19 protein-coding genes are annotated in these 15269 nt (G+C 62.4%); 4 read left to right on the top strand and 15 right to left on the bottom strand.

Annotated features, from left to right (window positions below):
• Window positions 1-15 precede the first annotated feature (15 nt).
• Window positions 16-378, bottom strand: a complete 363-nt coding sequence (gene groES / locus GA829_RS14990) for a co-chaperone GroES (protein ID WP_195179229.1) — start codon at window positions 376-378, stop codon at window positions 16-18.
• Between the two features lie 249 nt (window positions 379-627).
• On the opposite strand from groES, the gene GA829_RS14985 reads away from it, so the two are divergent.
• From GA829_RS14985 to GA829_RS14975, 3 genes are all read left to right on the top strand, one after another.
• On the top strand, window positions 628-882 hold the full coding sequence (locus GA829_RS14985; RefSeq protein WP_195179658.1) for a hypothetical protein: 255 nt from the start codon (window positions 628-630) through the stop codon (window positions 880-882).
• The gene (locus GA829_RS14980) at window positions 879-1145 is read left to right on the top strand and encodes a DUF1488 family protein (RefSeq protein ID WP_195179228.1); all 267 of its coding nucleotides are present in this window, start codon (window positions 879-881) and stop codon (window positions 1143-1145) included. Before GA829_RS14985 ends, GA829_RS14980 begins: the two co-directional genes overlap by 4 nt.
• A 143-nt stretch (window positions 1146-1288) precedes the next feature.
• A complete protein-coding gene (locus GA829_RS14975; protein ID WP_258052297.1) occupies window positions 1289-1669 on the top strand; it encodes a GFA family protein in 381 nt (126 codons plus the stop codon).
• A gap of 34 nt (window positions 1670-1703) precedes the next feature.
• Here GA829_RS14975 and GA829_RS14970 read toward each other — a convergent pair whose 3' ends face one another.
• From GA829_RS14970 to GA829_RS14925, 10 genes are all read right to left on the bottom strand, one after another.
• A complete protein-coding gene (locus GA829_RS14970) occupies window positions 1704-1928 on the bottom strand; it encodes a DUF6500 family protein (RefSeq protein ID WP_195179656.1) in 225 nt (74 codons plus the stop codon).
• A gap of 84 nt (window positions 1929-2012) precedes the next feature.
• Entirely contained in the window at window positions 2013-2204 is a 192-nt protein-coding gene (locus tag GA829_RS14965; RefSeq protein WP_195179227.1) for a hypothetical protein, read from the bottom strand.
• 20 nt (window positions 2205-2224) lie between these two features.
• Window positions 2225-2431 (bottom strand): hypothetical protein, encoded by a 207-nt coding sequence (locus GA829_RS14960; protein WP_195179226.1) that lies wholly within the window; start codon window positions 2429-2431, stop codon window positions 2225-2227.
• Window positions 2432-2574: 143 nt separating this feature from the next.
• Window positions 2575-3579 (bottom strand): zinc-dependent alcohol dehydrogenase family protein, encoded by a 1005-nt coding sequence (locus tag GA829_RS14955; protein ID WP_195179225.1) that lies wholly within the window; start codon window positions 3577-3579, stop codon window positions 2575-2577.
• A gap of 145 nt (window positions 3580-3724) precedes the next feature.
• Window positions 3725-4300: a dihydrofolate reductase family protein gene (locus tag GA829_RS14950; protein ID WP_195179224.1), complete on the bottom strand. Its 576-nt coding sequence runs from the start codon at window positions 4298-4300 to the stop codon at window positions 3725-3727.
• A 246-nt stretch (window positions 4301-4546) separates the two neighbouring features.
• Window positions 4547-5620, bottom strand: a complete 1074-nt coding sequence (locus GA829_RS14945; RefSeq protein ID WP_195179223.1) for a diguanylate cyclase domain-containing protein — start codon at window positions 5618-5620, stop codon at window positions 4547-4549.
• An 85-nt stretch (window positions 5621-5705) separates the two neighbouring features.
• Window positions 5706-6116: a GFA family protein gene (locus GA829_RS14940; RefSeq protein ID WP_210337769.1), complete on the bottom strand. Its 411-nt coding sequence runs from the start codon at window positions 6114-6116 to the stop codon at window positions 5706-5708.
• A 67-nt stretch (window positions 6117-6183) separates the two neighbouring features.
• Window positions 6184-7311: an acyltransferase family protein gene (locus GA829_RS14935; RefSeq protein WP_195179221.1), complete on the bottom strand. Its 1128-nt coding sequence runs from the start codon at window positions 7309-7311 to the stop codon at window positions 6184-6186.
• A gap of 64 nt (window positions 7312-7375) precedes the next feature.
• On the bottom strand, window positions 7376-8107 hold the full coding sequence (locus GA829_RS14930; protein ID WP_195179220.1) for a gamma-glutamylcyclotransferase: 732 nt from the start codon (window positions 8105-8107) through the stop codon (window positions 7376-7378).
• A gap of 80 nt (window positions 8108-8187) precedes the next feature.
• Complete coding sequence (locus GA829_RS14925) at window positions 8188-9096, bottom strand: LysR family transcriptional regulator (protein WP_195179219.1); 909 nt, start codon at window positions 9094-9096, stop codon at window positions 8188-8190.
• A gap of 96 nt (window positions 9097-9192) precedes the next feature.
• Here GA829_RS14925 and GA829_RS14920 point away from each other — a divergent pair, with 96 nt between their 5' ends.
• On the top strand, window positions 9193-10410 hold the full coding sequence (locus GA829_RS14920) for an MFS transporter (protein ID WP_195179218.1): 1218 nt from the start codon (window positions 9193-9195) through the stop codon (window positions 10408-10410).
• A 25-nt stretch (window positions 10411-10435) separates the two neighbouring features.
• Here GA829_RS14920 and GA829_RS14915 read toward each other — a convergent pair whose 3' ends face one another.
• The 4 genes from GA829_RS14915 to GA829_RS14900 all read right to left on the bottom strand — a co-directional run bounded on the left by GA829_RS14915 (window position 10436) and on the right by GA829_RS14900 (window position 14827).
• Window positions 10436-11716 (bottom strand): class II D-tagatose-bisphosphate aldolase non-catalytic subunit, encoded by a 1281-nt coding sequence (locus tag GA829_RS14915; protein ID WP_195179217.1) that lies wholly within the window; start codon window positions 11714-11716, stop codon window positions 10436-10438.
• Window positions 11717-11724: 8 nt separating this feature from the next.
• On the bottom strand, window positions 11725-12570 hold the full coding sequence (locus GA829_RS14910; protein ID WP_195179216.1) for a carbohydrate ABC transporter permease: 846 nt from the start codon (window positions 12568-12570) through the stop codon (window positions 11725-11727).
• Window positions 12571-13452: a carbohydrate ABC transporter permease gene (locus GA829_RS14905; RefSeq protein WP_195179215.1), complete on the bottom strand. Its 882-nt coding sequence runs from the start codon at window positions 13450-13452 to the stop codon at window positions 12571-12573.
• A gap of 106 nt (window positions 13453-13558) precedes the next feature.
• Complete coding sequence (locus GA829_RS14900) at window positions 13559-14827, bottom strand: ABC transporter substrate-binding protein (RefSeq protein WP_195179214.1); 1269 nt, start codon at window positions 14825-14827, stop codon at window positions 13559-13561.
• Between the last annotated feature and the right edge of the window lie 442 nt (window positions 14828-15269).

Raw genomic sequence — 15269 nt, 5'->3', positions numbered from 1 at the left:
CGGAGGAGAGTGAGATCAGGCGGCCTTCTTGGACGCGCCGGCCTTGCCGGTGCCAATCGCTTCGCTCTTGCCGGTGCTGGCCGCTTCGCTCTTGTCGATGATGCCCATGATGTCGGCTTCCTTCATGATCAGAAGGTCTTCGCCGTCGATCTTGACCTCGGTGCCCGACCATTTGCCAAACAGGATGACGTCGCCCGCCTTGACGTCGAGCGCAACAAGCGCGCCGTTTTCGTCGCGAGCGCCCGGGCCGACGGCGATCACTTCGCCTTCCTGCGGCTTTTCCTTGGCATTGTCGGGAATGATGATGCCACCCTTGGACTTGGTGTCGCTTTCCGCGCGCCGAATGACGACGCGGTCGTGGAGTGGCCGGAATTTCATGGGGACTCTTTTCTGGGGCCGGCATGATGGCGACCGCGCCCTTTCTATAGGCGCTTTGGCACTCGATAGATAGGAGTGCCAAAAATTATTCGCCGATGCCGATAAATATTGAAAAGTATTATTTCGCTGATCCGTTTCCTGATATTCAGTTGGTTTCAAATATTTCAAAATTTGAAATTTCCCATTCCAACACCTATTTTAGATGGGAATTCCGTTTCAACGATATCAACCACCAAGGAGATTTCAGCCATGGCCGAAGCCAACCCGAGCATCATGGAAAAAGCTGAGGCCCGCTTCATGGACAAGCAGAAGAAAACCGCCGAGCGCAACAAGGCGACTGCCGAATACATGTCCGAAGCGAGGCTAAGGGAGATCAAGACGGCGAAGCTCAGGGAGTTGCGGCTGGCCAAGGAAGAGGCTGACCGCGTTGCCGAGGCCCTGAATCCGACGCCGAAGAAGAAGGCCGCGGCCCGGAAACCGGCGGCGGCCAAGGCCAAGTTATGAGCCTGACCTTCCCCAACCGCAGCCGCAGCTACGACGAGAGGGCCGGTCAGATCCGCTTCGTTGGCCATGACGGCATGGCGCAGATTTCCTTCCTGGTCGAAGCCAGCGCCATGGCCAAGATACAGCCGGGAAGTGCCGCCAGCGAGGCCGGCTATCTCGCCGCCTTCGATGCCGGCAGCAGTGCCATCCATGGCGTCGCGGCGAAAGCCTATGAGCGCACCCACAAGAGCCTGTACCTGCTGACGGCAGCCGACTTCGGCTGACAAGCGGGTCAAGACTTAGGGGCCGTGCGATAGGCCGCATCGCGATTCTATCGGACTTTCGCTATGAACCGCCATCCGGCGCCAAGCCGGCCACGGTGATACGGAGGTTCGCGGAATTGACTTTGGCAGCGACTGAAGGACGAGTGTCAAAGCCTGGAAAATACACTGGCGGCTGCCTTTGCGGCGCTGTCCGTTTCGAGGCAATCGGCCCGGCCGATGCGCCGCACACCTGCTCATGTGGCATGTGCCAGCGCCACACCGGCGCCTTGACCGCGGCTTGGGTGGAATTTCCCAGCGACCGGGTGACGTGGACCACAGGCAGACCATCCGTCTACCGTTCGTCCGACGCATCGAGCCGCGCCTTCTGCCCGGCTTGTGGCAGTTCGCTTGGCGCCATTGACGACAAGCCGGTGATCGCTCTGCTGCTCGGTGTTTTCGACAAGCCATCCGGCAAGGAGCTTATGCCAGCCAGCCACTCCTTCCCCGACGGCCGGCCAAAATGGTGGCATGTCGAGATCGGGTAACGGGGCCGGGCCTTTTCCCGGCGCTTGAAAGCGCTCAGCCGGCCTCTGTCTCATCAAGCAAGGCCCGTATCTTCGCGGCCTTTTCAAAATGATCGAGGCGGTGGGTTCTTATCCACCATTCTGCGGCTTCCATCAAAAGTTCAGGATCGTCGTTCCTGTTGGCGAAAAACGCATAGAACGACAGCCCGACGCCTGCGCCCTTTTCGGCGATCTTGCGGTCGCAGATTTCAAGTATCTTTTCCCTCAGGCTCGGTCTCACCGGAAATCCTCTGTTTGAAAAATTGGTCGCGCTAGTGCGCTTCCCAGCGGGCAAGGTCATTGCCTTGCGCCGTCCGGCGCGGGATCAGCCCTTGCGCTCGGCCCTTTCGCGGCGCCGGACATCACCAACGTTCATCTGCACCACCAGATCCTCGGCCTCGCGCGGGCTCATGCCGACCAGCACCTTCTGCCTGACCACGGCAGGCTGGCCGGTGAAGACGTCGATGATGGTCCAGCTCTGCGGCAAGTCCATGCGCAATGCGTAGCGGTTTGCCATCTGGCGTCCTGTCTCTGCGCTCAGGCCTGCAGCATGAAGAATACGGCGGCCAGGATCATGGCCGTCCAGGCGACAACCGCCAATTTCAGCAGCATGCCGCCATGCGCGGCGGCAAGCTCCCGCAGCCACGACGCGATGCCTTCCGACCGCACCGGTGCGGCCACCGCCGTGACGGATGCCTTGACGCCAAGTTTTCCAAAGACGGGCAGCAGCGACGGCTCACGCACGAAATAACCTCGAATGTCTGGAATATCGGGCAATGCCTTGCCCGATCGCTTTCCATAGCACCCTTTCGCCAACGCCTTGCATGCCAAATGCAAATAGGCGCTCGTGCGCCCGGCAGGCTGCTACGCTTGCCCCGAGCGATCTGCTAGAACTCCAGGCAGACCTTACCGAAATGCTTTTGGGATTCGTAGTAGGCGAAGGCAGCGCCGATTTCCTGCAGCGGGAAACGGCGGTCGACCACCGGCTTCAAACCACTGGCATTGATTGCCCGGACCATGTCCTCCTGGTCCGCCCTGCTGCCGATCGAGATGCCACTGATGCGGATCTGGTTGGAGAACAGCGCTGGGATCGACACTTCAGCGACAAATCCTGTTAACACGCCGACGAGAGCAATATGCCCGCCCATCCGGCAGGCCGCTATCGACTGCGCCAAGGTGGCTGGCCCGCCGACCTCGACCACATGGTCGACGCCGCGCCCGCCCGTTAATTCCTTTGCTTTCTGGCCCCAGTCCGGCACGGTCTTGTAGTTGATGACCTCATCGGCGCCGAAACGCTTCAGCTCTTCAAGTTTCGCTTCGGAGGAAGAGGTGGCGATGACGCGGGCGCCCGCCGCCTTGGCGAATTGCAGCGCAAACAGCGACACACCGCCCGTGCCGAGGATCAGCACCGCATCGCCTGACCTCACCTGCCCCGCCACCACCAGTCCGCGCCAGGCAGTGACACCGGCGCAGGTCAGTGTCGCCGCTTCGACAGCCGTGTAGCCCGCCGGCGCCTTGGTGAAGGCGTGCGCCGGCTTGCACACATATTCGCTGGCGTAACCGTCGATACTGTCGCCCGGTATGTTGCGCTTGACGGCAGGCGTCGGCTCTCCCCCCAGCCAATTCGGAAAGAAAGTGCTGACGACCATGTCGCCGGGCTTGAATTCATCGACGCCGTCGCCGACCGCGACCACCTCGCCGGCGCCATCGGTCATCGGGACTCGGCCATCGGCGCAAGGGATTTTCCCCAGCATCACCAAATGGTCATGGAAGTTTAGCGAACTGGCGCGGATCCTGACCAGCACTTCGCCCGGCCTCAGCTTTGGCGGTTCTTCCTCGGCCAACTTGAGGTTTTCCAAACCGCCCGGCGCCTTCAGCCTGATCAGTCGCATGAGTGTTTCCTTTGAGTTCGTGTGGATGCGGCATCAGACCGGACACGGCCGGCATGTGCCGACCGTGATCACAGTTCTGTCAGGTCTGAACTGATGTGAAGGATCGGAGGGTTGGCGCGAGCCGGCCTCGATCACCGCCGGATTGCTAGCGAACCGCGTAGATCAGGTTGACGCGGCCGTCCTTCAGCTGCTCGACATTGCGCAGGTCAAGCTGGCGGCGAAGTTTCCCCGTGCCGAACAGTGCCTTGCCCTCGCCGGCAATCAACGGATGCAGCCCAAGGCGCAGTTCATCGACCAATCCGGCTTCGATGAGGCTGGCGGTAATATGCGCCCCACCCATCAGGTAGATATCCTTGCCGGGCTGCTGCTTCAGGGCAGCGATGTCATCAAGAGCGCGAACGAAGCGCGTCAGCGGCCAAGCTGCCTTGTCGAGCGTGCTCGACAGCACGTAATGCGGGGTCTTGGCGGCGAAACGGGCCCAGTCGAGTTCGGCGGGCGTCGGCAGCCTGTTGGTCATTGGCAGCGGCTGGTCCGGCGCGTTCTGCACCGCGCTCCAGTACCACTCATAGCCCGGGTACATTTTCGCGCCGAGCAGGCAGGCATCGATCTGCGGCATCACGTTGTAATTGTCCGACCAGGTCTCGACCCAGTCCGCGAACCCCTCGGTGCCTTCGATCTTCCCGTCGACGGACATCTGCATTCCAGCGATCAACTTCCTCACGACACTCTCCTATTGGGTTGGGTGACTTGTTCTGCACACCAACCAGGCTAGGCAGGTTCGGCGGCCTGCGTGAGTGACAAGTCTGTCGTGATTTTGTGTGGAGGGGTGACAAGTCTGGCGGGATTGGAGAGCGGTCCCGCCCAACGCTACCGGAACAGGCGAGGCATAGCCGCGGCTATGTCTTGCCGTTCCGAAAAATCGACCCGATCACCGTCATGCAGAAGGATGCGTGCCTTCTTCGCGCGCTCAGGCGGCGACGCTTCGGCCTGTCGCGCCTGCTTCTGGCTTGAAGATCCGGAACGTGTTGCGCCCGTCTGCCTTGGCGGCATAGAGCGCGGTGTCGGCTTTCATGAACAGGTCGCAGGAGGCGCCGACCTCGGCGAAGGCGATGCCGACCGAGGCGCCGAGCTTGAGCGGCTTGCCGCGAACACTGACCGGCCGGCCCATCGTCTCGATGATGGCGCGTGCGAGTTCGGCAACAGCCCCACGGTGGTGATGCGGACCGAGCAGCACGGCGAACTCGTCACCGCCGACACGGACCACCAGTTCCGCCTCGGCGCACACGCCGGCAAGGCGCTGGGCGGCCTCTTTCAAACAATCGTCGCCGGCGACATGGCCATGTGTGTCGTTGATCCCTTTGAACCCGTCGAGGTCGATCAGCAGCAGCGCACCGGGCGCCTTGGCCGGATCTGCAAGCCGGGCCTGGAACTGGCCGCGATTGGCCAGGCCCGTCATCACGTCGAATTCGGCGAGATAACGCATCCGGTCCGACACCAGCTTTTCCTCGGTGATGTCCTGTTTCATGCCGAAGATGCGGACGGGAATATCATTCTCGCATTCGACAGTGGCGGTGATGCGGATCCAGCGGCTGCGGCCGGCAAAGGTGGTTATTTCCGCGTCCAGCGTAAAGCCGTTGCGCTCGGCGATGGCGCGGCTGCGCAAGGTCTCCAGCGCCTTGCGCGATTCCGGGGGATAGCATTCCAGCGTCAGCTTGCGGTCGGGCATCGCGCCGCGCGGCAGGTCGAACAGATCGAAGACCACATCGGTCCACCGCAGCTGCTCGTCGGGCAGGCTGCATTCCCAGACACCAATCCGCGCGGCGGCGGAAGCACGGTCGAAAATCTTGCGGCTATGCGCCAGCGAAACGGTCTGCCTTGAAATCACGGCCGCCTGGGCCTCGAGTTCCGCCTTGAGCCGAGCGATCGTTGCCGCATCACGCTGGCGCTCGCGCAGACGATCATCGGCAGCGCCACCGGCACTGCGCGGGCGTGACGCGTTCGGCCGCGCGGGACCTTTTGGGCTGTACGGCATGTCGGGCATGATTAGGCTCTGTCATCTCCGCGCCTTCCCAGAAGGCGCCCTGACAATCGCCTAGCAGCGCTTAATATTTCCCGACAGGGCAGCGTTAATCCAGGGTTCCAAACGGCGCCCCTCCGGCCAGTTGAGGGATCGTGTCGGCAATCTCGACCCAGGGCGCCTTGGACCCGACCATGAAATGCTCGTCGACAGTGACCGACGGGTCGACATCGAGGGTGCCGAGCCTGAAACCGAGTTCCTCGGGGGCGGCATTGTCCACCTTGTAGATCGGCGATCCGCAACAGCCGGCAAAGAAGCGATGCACGCCGGGGCTGGATTCCCAGCTGCGCAACAGTTCGGCGCCGAGGTCAATGCTAAAGTCCACGGCACGCACCCCCGCCGTGGTTCCAAAGCTGGAGCCCGAATGTTTGCGGCATCGCCAGCAATGGCAATAGGTCACCGGTCCGAGGAGTTTTCCATCGATCTTGTAGCGGACCCGTCCGCAGGCGCATGAACCCATCAGCATCCGGCAAGACTAGCCAATCACAACACCGGTGTCAGCAAATGCGCTGAGCGCCACATATGCACTAATTGGCAACCACGGATCGAACGCCAGGCACGATCGCTTCAGTTGTTTCCCGCTTGTCGACCGCGTAGCGCAGACGCAGGCGCAGGAAAGGTGCTTCGACGCATGTGTAACTGAGATAGCCGATCGGTATCGTGGCGACGAAGCAGACCACGGACCAAAGGCAAGCGACATAGAAATTGCTGATGTCCATGACGTTGTCGTTGATAGCCTTGGCCAGCTGAAACACGAAAAACAGGTGCAGAAGGTAGATCGAATAACTATAGGACCCCGCCTTCTCCAGGACCTTGAGTGGCAGGCTTGTCCGTCGCGTGGAAAAGCTAGTGTCGTAATATGCGATACCGAAAGAATAGGCCGCCGCCTCAAGCGTTGGCAGGATGATCCATATCCCGTGTGGCGATGGATATCGCCCCAGTTGGTAGAAACCGCCAGCGGTGTCGAACCACCAGAAGAACCCCGAAAACAGTATGAAGACGGCCAGCGCCAGCCAGTGCCGGTCCCTTGCATAGGCGCGGAGATGAAAGGCAAGAATGCCGGCCAGGAACTGATCCGCATGCCCGATGATGGTAACGGACGCCGCCAGCTGCACCTCGCCAAAATGCTCCCAAAGAGCGATCCTCAGCAGAATGGCCGCCGCGATGAACAGCAAGGGGGCGAACAGGAACTTCCTGGATGCCATCAGCAGAAACGGCAGCAACAAGTAGAAATGCGTTTCGACGGTTATCGACCAGCCGCCATTCGGCAGCGTTGGGAAAATGAAGCCCTTGCCAACTCCCGTGAAATACTCGTCCAAAGGTTGCCCCGCCAGATATCTGCGGCAAGCCTCGATGCATATGACGGCCACCAGCAGCGGCAGTAATCTGAGTGCCCTGTTGGCGAAGAAAGGCAGATACCGGATTTGTTTTCCGTCAAGCAGCTTGGCGAACAGATAGCCGGAGAGCGCCATGAACAGCGACACGCCCGTGTGTCCTTCATCCAGAAGACTGAACACGGGAAGAGCCGGCACAAAACCATAGGGCACTATCGCGTCTGGGGACACATGAAGGAAATGCCAGGTGAAGACCAGAAAAGCCGCCAGGCCACGGACATGATCCAGCGCCGGATAATGGTCTCCAGTGGAGGACTTCATTGTTGGCCCACACGCCCGATGCTTCAGGTCATCGTTGGACCACAACTATTTTCAATTCATTAAATTATCGCTTCTGCTCGATCTCCTCGGCCACGAGTGCCTGCAATTGCCACAGATTGCGGTCGCGGATGCCGCAGGCTTCGAGATGGCGGATGGTCTCGAACAGATATTCGGCACCTGATCCCCAATGGCCGACTGCCTTGGCCAGCGTTGCCGCGATCGCCTGCTTGTCCATCTTGCCGACATAGCGCGGATTGACCGGATCGACGACGAAGCCGAGAGCGCGCGAGACACCGTCAGCGGTTCTGACTTGCAGCCAGCGCGGCACGTTGACGGCGGGCAAGATGGTCATCTCGCGGCGCAGCAGCGCTTCGAGATTATCCTCGACCGGCTCGGCGATATCGAACACCATGCCCTGGCACTGTCCGCCGCGATCGAGCGCCATCATCAGGCCTGGCTGCTCCTCCGTGCCCCGAAAGCGCTTCACCGAGAAACAGAACGAGCGATGCCAGCCGGTCGCCACCGCCCGCTCGCCGCCTTTGAGTTCGCCCACCGGCTTCCACAGCAGCGACCCATAGGCGAAAAGCTTCAGCGGTCCAGGCGGTGCTCCAGCCAGCACCTCGTCGCGGAAGCGCGCGTAGTCGGCATCGGTCATGTAGACCAGGCCGGGCGTCGGCCCGGCATCCTCGACCACGTGCAAGGTGCGGGCAACCAGCGCCTCGGTCAGCGCCATGGCCGCTTTGCGCCGCACGGATTTGCCAGCTGAAGCGGCGGTGCCGGACAGGGTCTTGCTCATTGTAGCGCCTCGATCCTTCCAGCCATGTTTGCCACTTGAGAATACGCACGGCAAGGTCGGCCCAGCAGCAGCCCGCCCAGTTACGAAACCAGCGGCATCGGCACCTTGAGCCCTTCGAGCAGCGCGTCGCGAAACAGCGCGATGGGCCGGCTGAGCCGGCCCGCCGGTGGCCGATGCAGCAGCCATGCGCGCACTCGCGGCCGAAAATCCGGGCAGTCGATGATCTCGACCGCATCCCGCCAGGGGCTGCCGGCGAAAGCGCCGGGGGTGACGATGCCTATGCCATGGCCGCGCGCCGCCAGCGACATGCGAAGGTCCGCGCTCAATGCCTCGACGCCGACCTGAAAGGGCAGCCGTGCCGCCTCGAAACTGTGACGGATGAAGGCGCGAAAGCCGCAGCCGTTTTCGTTCATCACCCATGGAAAACGTGACAGCTCGGCAAGACTGGCTGGCCTCGGCACGCCGAGCCCGGGAGCAGCGACCAGCAGCACCGACTGCACGCCGAGATCGTCACGGACCAGTTCGTCCGGCGGATCGATGCCATCGGCCAGGCAGACGGCCACGGCGTCAAGTTCGCTGCGCGCCACTTGTTCGACCAGCCTTGGCGACCAGCCGGAGGTGATGCGCAGCGTCAGTCGCGGATAGGTGGCGCGCAAGGAGTCGAGTGGCAGCGCAAGTGCCGCGTCCGAGAGATAAGGCATGATGCCGAGACGGAACTCGCCCTTGACCTCGCCGGCGGGCGACACGCCCGCCTTGAGGTCCTCCAGCGAGCGCAGCACGCGGCGGCCATGCTCATAGGCCTCGCGCCCGGAAGCGGTCGGTTTCAGCGGCTTCGACTGGCGGTCAAGCAGTGCCGTCGACAGCCCCTCCTCCAGGTTCTGGATACGGCGCGTCACGCCGGGCTGGGTGAGGTTGAGCCGGGCCGAGGCGCCGACGATCGAGCCGGTTTCCACCACGGCCACGAAGGCCTCGAGATCATGGATATTCATGCGCATCTCGCATAATCATTATTCAATTGATTGAATTGTAGCATGATAATGCTTTGGCATAAAGTCCTCTAACGATATGCAATTCGAGGACTAACCATGCCCGGAATGAATGACGGCCAGTTGTGCGAGCGCCTGCCCGCCGAGACCATCACCGGTGCGCAGACGCTGCTGTTTGCCACCGCCGTCGGCGTTATCGTCACCAACCTGTTCGCGCCGCAGACACTGGTCGGCCTGATCGGCCCTTCACTGGGCGCCAGCGCCGCGGGCGTCGGGCTTGTCGCCATGGCCACGCTGCTCGGCTATGCCGCCGGCCTGTTCTTCCTGGTGCCGCTGGCCGATCTCTCCGAAAACCGCACACTGATCATGCGCATGCTGATCGCGGCGGCATTGGCGGCCGGCATCGCGGCATTCGCGCCCACCGCTGCCTCGCTGCTGATCGTCCTGTTCATTCTGGGTGCTGCCTGCTCGGCGATCCAGATCCTCGTGCCGATCGCCGCTTCGATGGCGCCGCCCGGACAGGATGGCCGCGTCATCGGCGATGTCATGAGCGGGTTGATGGCCGGCATCCTGCTGGCGCGCCCACTGGCCAGCCTCGTCGCCGATGCCTGGGGCTGGCGGGCCTTCTATGGCCTCAGCGCGGCGGCTCTCGTGCTGCTCACCATCGTGCTCGCCTTCACCTTGCCACGGCGCAGGCCGGCGGCGAAATCCTCCTATGGCGCGTTGATCGCGTCGCTGCTGCGCCTGCTCAAAGATGAACCCGTGCTGCGGCGGCGCGCCCTGACGGCAAGCCTGGTGATGGCCGCGTTCAGCCTGTTCTGGACAGCCGTGGCGCTTCGCCTGGCACTGCCGCCCTTCGGCCTTGGGCAGCGCGGCATCGCACTCTTCGCGCTGGTTGGCGCCGGTGGCGCCGTGGTCACGCCTTTGTTCGGCCGGGCCGGTGACCGAGGCTGGACGCGGCCGGCGACCATCGCCTGCCATCTCGTGCTGATCGGCGCGCTGGCGCTGGCCGCCTGGGCCGGGTCCGATGGGCCGTCATGGTGGCCGCTGGTGCTGATGGGCGTCAGCGCCGTGCTGCTCGATATCGGCGTCACCGGTGATCAGACGCTTGGCCGCCGCGCCATCAACCTGCTTCAGCCCACGGCACGCGGCCGCCTCAACGGCCTGTTCGTCGGCATCTTCTTCATCGGCGGCGCCATTGGTTCCATGCTGGCCGGCATCACCTGGGCCTGGGGTGGGTGGCCTCTAGTCTGCGCCACCGGCGCGGTGTTCGGCGTGGCCGCGCTTCTGGTCGACTGGATCGGCGGCGCGCAGTAGACGGCGCGGTCTCTCGGCTCAGCCGTCAGCCGCCCTCGCCATAGCAGGCGAAATAGGGCAGCAGCGCTTCCTGGATCTGGGCCAGGATCAGCGCGCGCGGCCAGCTGGCGCCGGCGCCTTGCAAGGTCTCGGCACGCGCCATTACCGCCGGGGCGAAATACTGTTCGATCAGCGGCGGCTCGGGGCTGGTTTGCTCCAGCCCGCCGATCACCGCCCTGACAGCACCCTCCGCCTTTGGCCAATAGTAGCGGATGCGGTCGGCATAGCCGAAATGGCGCAAGCGGTGCACCTCGGCGGCGCTGCCGGTATAGTGCTTTGCCCAATGCGCCGACTCGGCCAGCATCAGCGCGTCCATCGTCGCCGGCAGCGGATTCCTGCGGTCGGACGAGCCATACCAGGCGCCGATGTGGTCCAGCGCGTAGATGGCCTGGCGGTAGGCGAAGGTCAGCGCCGGGCCGACCTTGAGGATGGCGAAATGCCGCCGTGCCAGTTCCGGAAAAACGTCCGGGCGCTGGTAGTCGGTGGAATGGGCCTCGAAGGCCAGATGCGGGTGATCCGTCAGCACCGCCGAGAGAAGATCTGGCGCGCCGCTGTCGAAGCGATGCACGTCGTTGGCCGAGAATTCGAGGCCGGGCTGCACCACCAGGCCAATGACCCGGTCCCAGGCCTTGCCGGACACATGCCGTTCGATGGCGCCGCGCTGCGCGGCGAGTGTGGCGCGGGCGCTGTCGGGCGATGTCGCGACGATGCCGTCGTCGCCGGCACGCGCCCCGCCGGGCGGCGGCACTTCGGTGCCGACGATGTAGCTCAACGATCCGGCATCGGGTGCATTCTCTTCGCACACTTTCGCCAGTGCCGCCGTGCGTTCGGCGCTGACGGCATCGCTGACCTGAGCCGCCTCACCCCGGCAGCCTTCCGAACAGTCGAGGTGAATCTTGGTGAAGCCGGCCTCGACAAAACTTTTCAAAAGCTCGCGCGCATGCGCCATCGCGGTGTCGGCGGCCTCGGCGCGCCACACCTGTGGGCCAAGATGATCACCGCCGAAAATGATCTGGTCGCGCGGTAGTCCAGCCTTGGCACAAATGCCTGAGACGAAGCCGATGAAGTCCGCCGCCCGCATGCCGGTATAGCCGCCAAACTGGTTGACCTGGTTGCTGGTCGCCTCGATCAGGAGTGGCACATCATATTCATGCGCGAGCATTGCCGAAGCAGCGATGACATCGGGATGCGACGAGCAGACCGAGGGCACCGCCACCGGCTGGCCGGCGCGGTTGCGGCGGATGAAGCTCTTGAGATCGGCCTTCATGCCGCCCCTCACTTCACACCACCCATGGTGATGCCGCTGATCATGCGCTCCGACAGGAAGATGTAGAGGGCAACGGTCGGCACCATGACGATGGTGACGCCGGCGAACAGGCCGGGCCAGTTGCCGCCCGAATATTGCATCGAGGTGATCAGGGAATAGATGCCGAGCGACAAGGTGCGGTTTTCCGGGCTGTTAATCAGCACCAGCGAGATCTGGTACTCGTTCCACAGCGCCACGAAATTGAGGATGGCGACCGTCGCCGCGCCGGGTGCGGCCAGCGGCAGCATGACATGCCAGAACACCTGCCAGTCCGAGCAGCCGTCGATGATGGCGGCCGATTCAAGCTCCGACGGCAGTGACGAGAAGAAGCCCTGCAGCACGTAGATGGTGAAGGGCAGCGCGATCGAGACATAGACGATGCCGAGGCCGACCAGCGTGTCGACGATGCCAAGCTCCGTCGTCAGCACCACCAGCGGGATGAACAGCAGCGGAATCGGCACGCCCATGCCGAAGATGAAGAAGTTGAGCAGCGTCTTGCGGCCTTTGAACTGGCCACGGCTGAGCACATAGGCGGCGGGCACCGCCACCAGAAGCAGCGCCACCACCGAGCAGGAGACAACGAGGAAACTGTTGAGGAAATAGTGCTCGAACCGGTTGGAGACCCAGGCCTTCACATAGTTTTCGAACACCGGGCTGGTCGGCAGGCTCCATGGCTGGCCGAACAGGCCGCGCGTGTTCTTCAGCGAGGCCATGATCACCCAGACCACCAGGAAGACCGACAGCCCGCTCCAGGCGCCCAGGATCAGATAGGCAAGCAGTTTCTTCGGCGAAGCCGCCATCAGGGACGCACGCATCTAGAACTCCACCCGTTCGCGGCGCGACACGCCGCTGACGATCAGCACGGCAACGATGGTGAAGACGAACATGGCGACGCCGATCGCCGTGGCATAGCCAAGCTGGTAGACCGGATCGCGCTGGCCGAAGCCCATGATGAACAGGTAGATCGCCGGCGTATAAAGGTTCTGGTCGATGTTGGGGCCACCGAACGCATAGGGATATTCCATCATTTTGATGGCTTCGATCACCCACAGAACCAGCGTGATGACGATCACGTCCCAGATCATCGGCACGGTGATCAAACGGAACATCTGCCTATTGCTGGCGCCCTCGATGCGCGCCGCGTCGAACATGTCGGTCGGGATCTTGTCGGCGCCGGCCAAGATCAGGATGGTGAAGAAGCCGGCAAAGATCCAGACGACGCCGACCAGCATCGCCCAGAACACATGTTCCGGCGCCGTCCACGCCACGCTGGCCAGGCTATCCAGCCCGAGCGACTTGAAGAAATTGGTCAACAGTCCGTAGCGTGGCATGAAGACGAAGGACCAGAAGGTCGACAGGCCGACCATGGCGATGATGTTGGGCATGAAGATCAGGGCGCGGAACAGTTTCTTGCCCCACAGGCCCGAATTGACCAGCATGGTGAACAGGAAGGCGAAGCCGAACACCGCCACGCCGCCAACCAGCAGGATCAGCAGCATATGCGTCACCGCCAGCCAGAACACGGGGTCGCCGGCCAGTTGCACGTAGTTGCCGAAGCCGACCCACTTCTCCTGGTCCTTGAAGCCGGATGTCTGGAAGAAGGAGAGATAGAAGGCCTGCAGCGCCGGCAGCACGACAAAGCCCAGATACAGGATCAATGCCGGGGCCAGGAAGACCGCCACCATGCGTCGGCGCATTAGATTTTACCTCTGACAAGGCCCATCGGCTGACCTGTTTCATGCCTGGGAAAAGCCGTGGAGCGGCATGGAAACGGCCGCTCCACGGAATGGAAGATCCGAAGGCCTATTTGCCTTCCCAGTACTTCTTGGTTTCCTCAGACATCATCTTGACGAAGTCCTCCGGAGTGACCTGGCCGAGGAACATCTTGTTGTGCTCGGGCGCGAATTTCGTCGTGTAGAAATCGGCGTAGTTGATGCTCATGCCGCCATAGATGTTGGTCAGCGTGGTGGCGTTCTGCGCCGCCGTGTAGGCATCGGCCAGCACCGCCGGCCAGGCCACGCCCTTGGCGGTCACGCCGACGCCGCCCTTTTCAACCAGCACCTTCTGCGCTTCCGGGCTGGTCAGGTATTTCAGGAAGTCGATCGCTTCCTTCGGATGCGGCGCTGTCTTCAGCACCATCATCGACAGCAGCGCCACCTGCAGGTCGGTCTGCTTGCCCTTGCCGCCCTCGACTTCCGGGAAATTGAAGGCGCCCCAGGCAAAATCGCTGCCGGTTGACGAGCTGAGCTCGGTCGGCAGCCAGGAGCCAACCAGTTCGGCCATCGAGTCGCCCAGCGCAATCGTCTGCTGGCCCGCCGGGTACTGGAAGCCGCGCGCGTCGGCGGCAATGCAATTGTCCCACAGGCTGTAGGCCTTCTTGGCCGAATCGAGGACCGCCGGGTCGAGCCAGGCCTTGCCCGACTTGTCCTCGAAGGTCTTGACGACCGCATTCGGCCCGAGCTCACGTTCCATGAGATTGGAGAAGTAGAGCAGCGTGTAGGCGGTGTCGTTGCCCTCGACGACCAGCGCATGCTTGCCGGTCTTCTTGACCGCGTCGCAGACGGCGAGCAGTTCCGTCCAGGTCTTCGGCGCCGTGACGCCGGCAGCCTTCATGATCTCCTTGTCGTACCAGAAGTTGACGGTGTTGTAGACGTAGGGGATCTGGAAATGCTTGCCGCCCTCGGCGTAGATGTCATAGGCGCCGGGCAGCAGCGTGTCCTTGAAACCGTCGCCGAGCGCCTCGTCGAGCTGATACGCCTGGCCCTGCTTCTGCAGGCCGCCGGCCAGCTGGTCGCCGTCCTGGTCCATGAAGTCGACCTGCGTTCCAGCCTGCAGCGCGCCGCGCAGCTTGGTCTGGTTCTGGCGGCCGTTCCACACAACCTTGAACGTCGTCTCGGGATGCGCCTTTGTATAGGCGTCCATGATGGTGCGCAGCGCCTCGGCCTGCGGCTCCGGCTCGTTCCACATGGACCAGAAGGTGAGTTCGGAAGCGAGGCTGGCGCCGGCAAAGGCGGTCAGGCCGGTGGTTAAGGTCAGTACCGAAAGAGCGTAACGCGACGCGGACGACATCATGATTGTTCCCTTGTTTTCTTGGCGATCACGCCTGCCATAGCCTTCGGGCAGCCCCACGCGATCCATGTGACAGGCCGAAACCGTAATTATTTTTTGTAATATTGCAACATAAAATTACAGTCATTTTCACAGGGCGATCACCAAGGCCATTTCCACGCTGTGATCTGCGGAAACAAAAGACGCCCCAGGCGCGATCGGATAAACATAGGAAAGCGAGCGCATCCTGATATCTCCTGCGCTCGAAAACGGGCACGGCGACGCTTCAGCCACAAGCAGAAGATTCGCATAAAACAGCATAAACATAAGGCTTTATGAGACATTCCGCATGGTATAGTGACGACGGGACCGCGCGAACAAACGGCCCCATTCAGCAACTTGAGCACGCTGCCAGGCACCAGTCCGCTGGGCACCACAAGCCTCGATCCTCGACTTCTTACATAGG

The sequence above is a fragment of the Mesorhizobium sp. INR15 genome (assembly GCF_015500075.1).
Classification (GTDB): domain Bacteria; phylum Pseudomonadota; class Alphaproteobacteria; order Rhizobiales; family Rhizobiaceae; genus Mesorhizobium.
The sequence above is the reverse complement of the archived record's forward strand: the minus strand, read 5'-3'. Positions and strand labels throughout refer to the sequence as shown.

Excerpts from the sequence above, each read along its gene's own strand:
- groES (WP_195179229.1), bottom strand. The coding sequence starts at position 378 with ATGAAATTCCGGCCACTCCACGACCGCGTCGTCATTCGGCGCGCGGAA.
- GA829_RS14985 (WP_195179658.1), top strand. The coding sequence starts at position 628 with ATGGCCGAAGCCAACCCGAGCATCATGGAAAAAGCTGAGGCCCGCTTC.
- GA829_RS14980 (WP_195179228.1), top strand. The coding sequence starts at position 879 with ATGAGCCTGACCTTCCCCAACCGCAGCCGCAGCTACGACGAGAGGGCC.
- GA829_RS14965 (WP_195179227.1), bottom strand. The coding sequence starts at position 2,204 with ATGGCAAACCGCTACGCATTGCGCATGGACTTGCCGCAGAGCTGGACC.
- GA829_RS14955 (WP_195179225.1), bottom strand. The coding sequence starts at position 3,579 with ATGCGACTGATCAGGCTGAAGGCGCCGGGCGGTTTGGAAAACCTCAAG.
- GA829_RS14945 (WP_195179223.1), bottom strand. The coding sequence starts at position 5,620 with ATGCCCGACATGCCGTACAGCCCAAAAGGTCCCGCGCGGCCGAACGCG.
- GA829_RS14940 (WP_210337769.1), bottom strand. The coding sequence starts at position 6,116 with ATGGGTTCATGCGCCTGCGGACGGGTCCGCTACAAGATCGATGGAAAA.
- GA829_RS14935 (WP_195179221.1), bottom strand. The coding sequence starts at position 7,311 with ATGAAGTCCTCCACTGGAGACCATTATCCGGCGCTGGATCATGTCCGT.
- GA829_RS14930 (WP_195179220.1), bottom strand. The coding sequence starts at position 8,107 with ATGAGCAAGACCCTGTCCGGCACCGCCGCTTCAGCTGGCAAATCCGTG.
- GA829_RS14925 (WP_195179219.1), bottom strand. The coding sequence starts at position 9,096 with ATGAATATCCATGATCTCGAGGCCTTCGTGGCCGTGGTGGAAACCGGC.
- GA829_RS14920 (WP_195179218.1), top strand. The coding sequence starts at position 9,193 with ATGCCCGGAATGAATGACGGCCAGTTGTGCGAGCGCCTGCCCGCCGAG.
- GA829_RS14915 (WP_195179217.1), bottom strand. The coding sequence starts at position 11,716 with ATGAAGGCCGATCTCAAGAGCTTCATCCGCCGCAACCGCGCCGGCCAG.
- GA829_RS14910 (WP_195179216.1), bottom strand. The coding sequence starts at position 12,570 with ATGCGTGCGTCCCTGATGGCGGCTTCGCCGAAGAAACTGCTTGCCTAT.
- GA829_RS14905 (WP_195179215.1), bottom strand. The coding sequence starts at position 13,452 with ATGCGCCGACGCATGGTGGCGGTCTTCCTGGCCCCGGCATTGATCCTG.
- GA829_RS14900 (WP_195179214.1), bottom strand. The coding sequence starts at position 14,827 with ATGATGTCGTCCGCGTCGCGTTACGCTCTTTCGGTACTGACCTTAACC.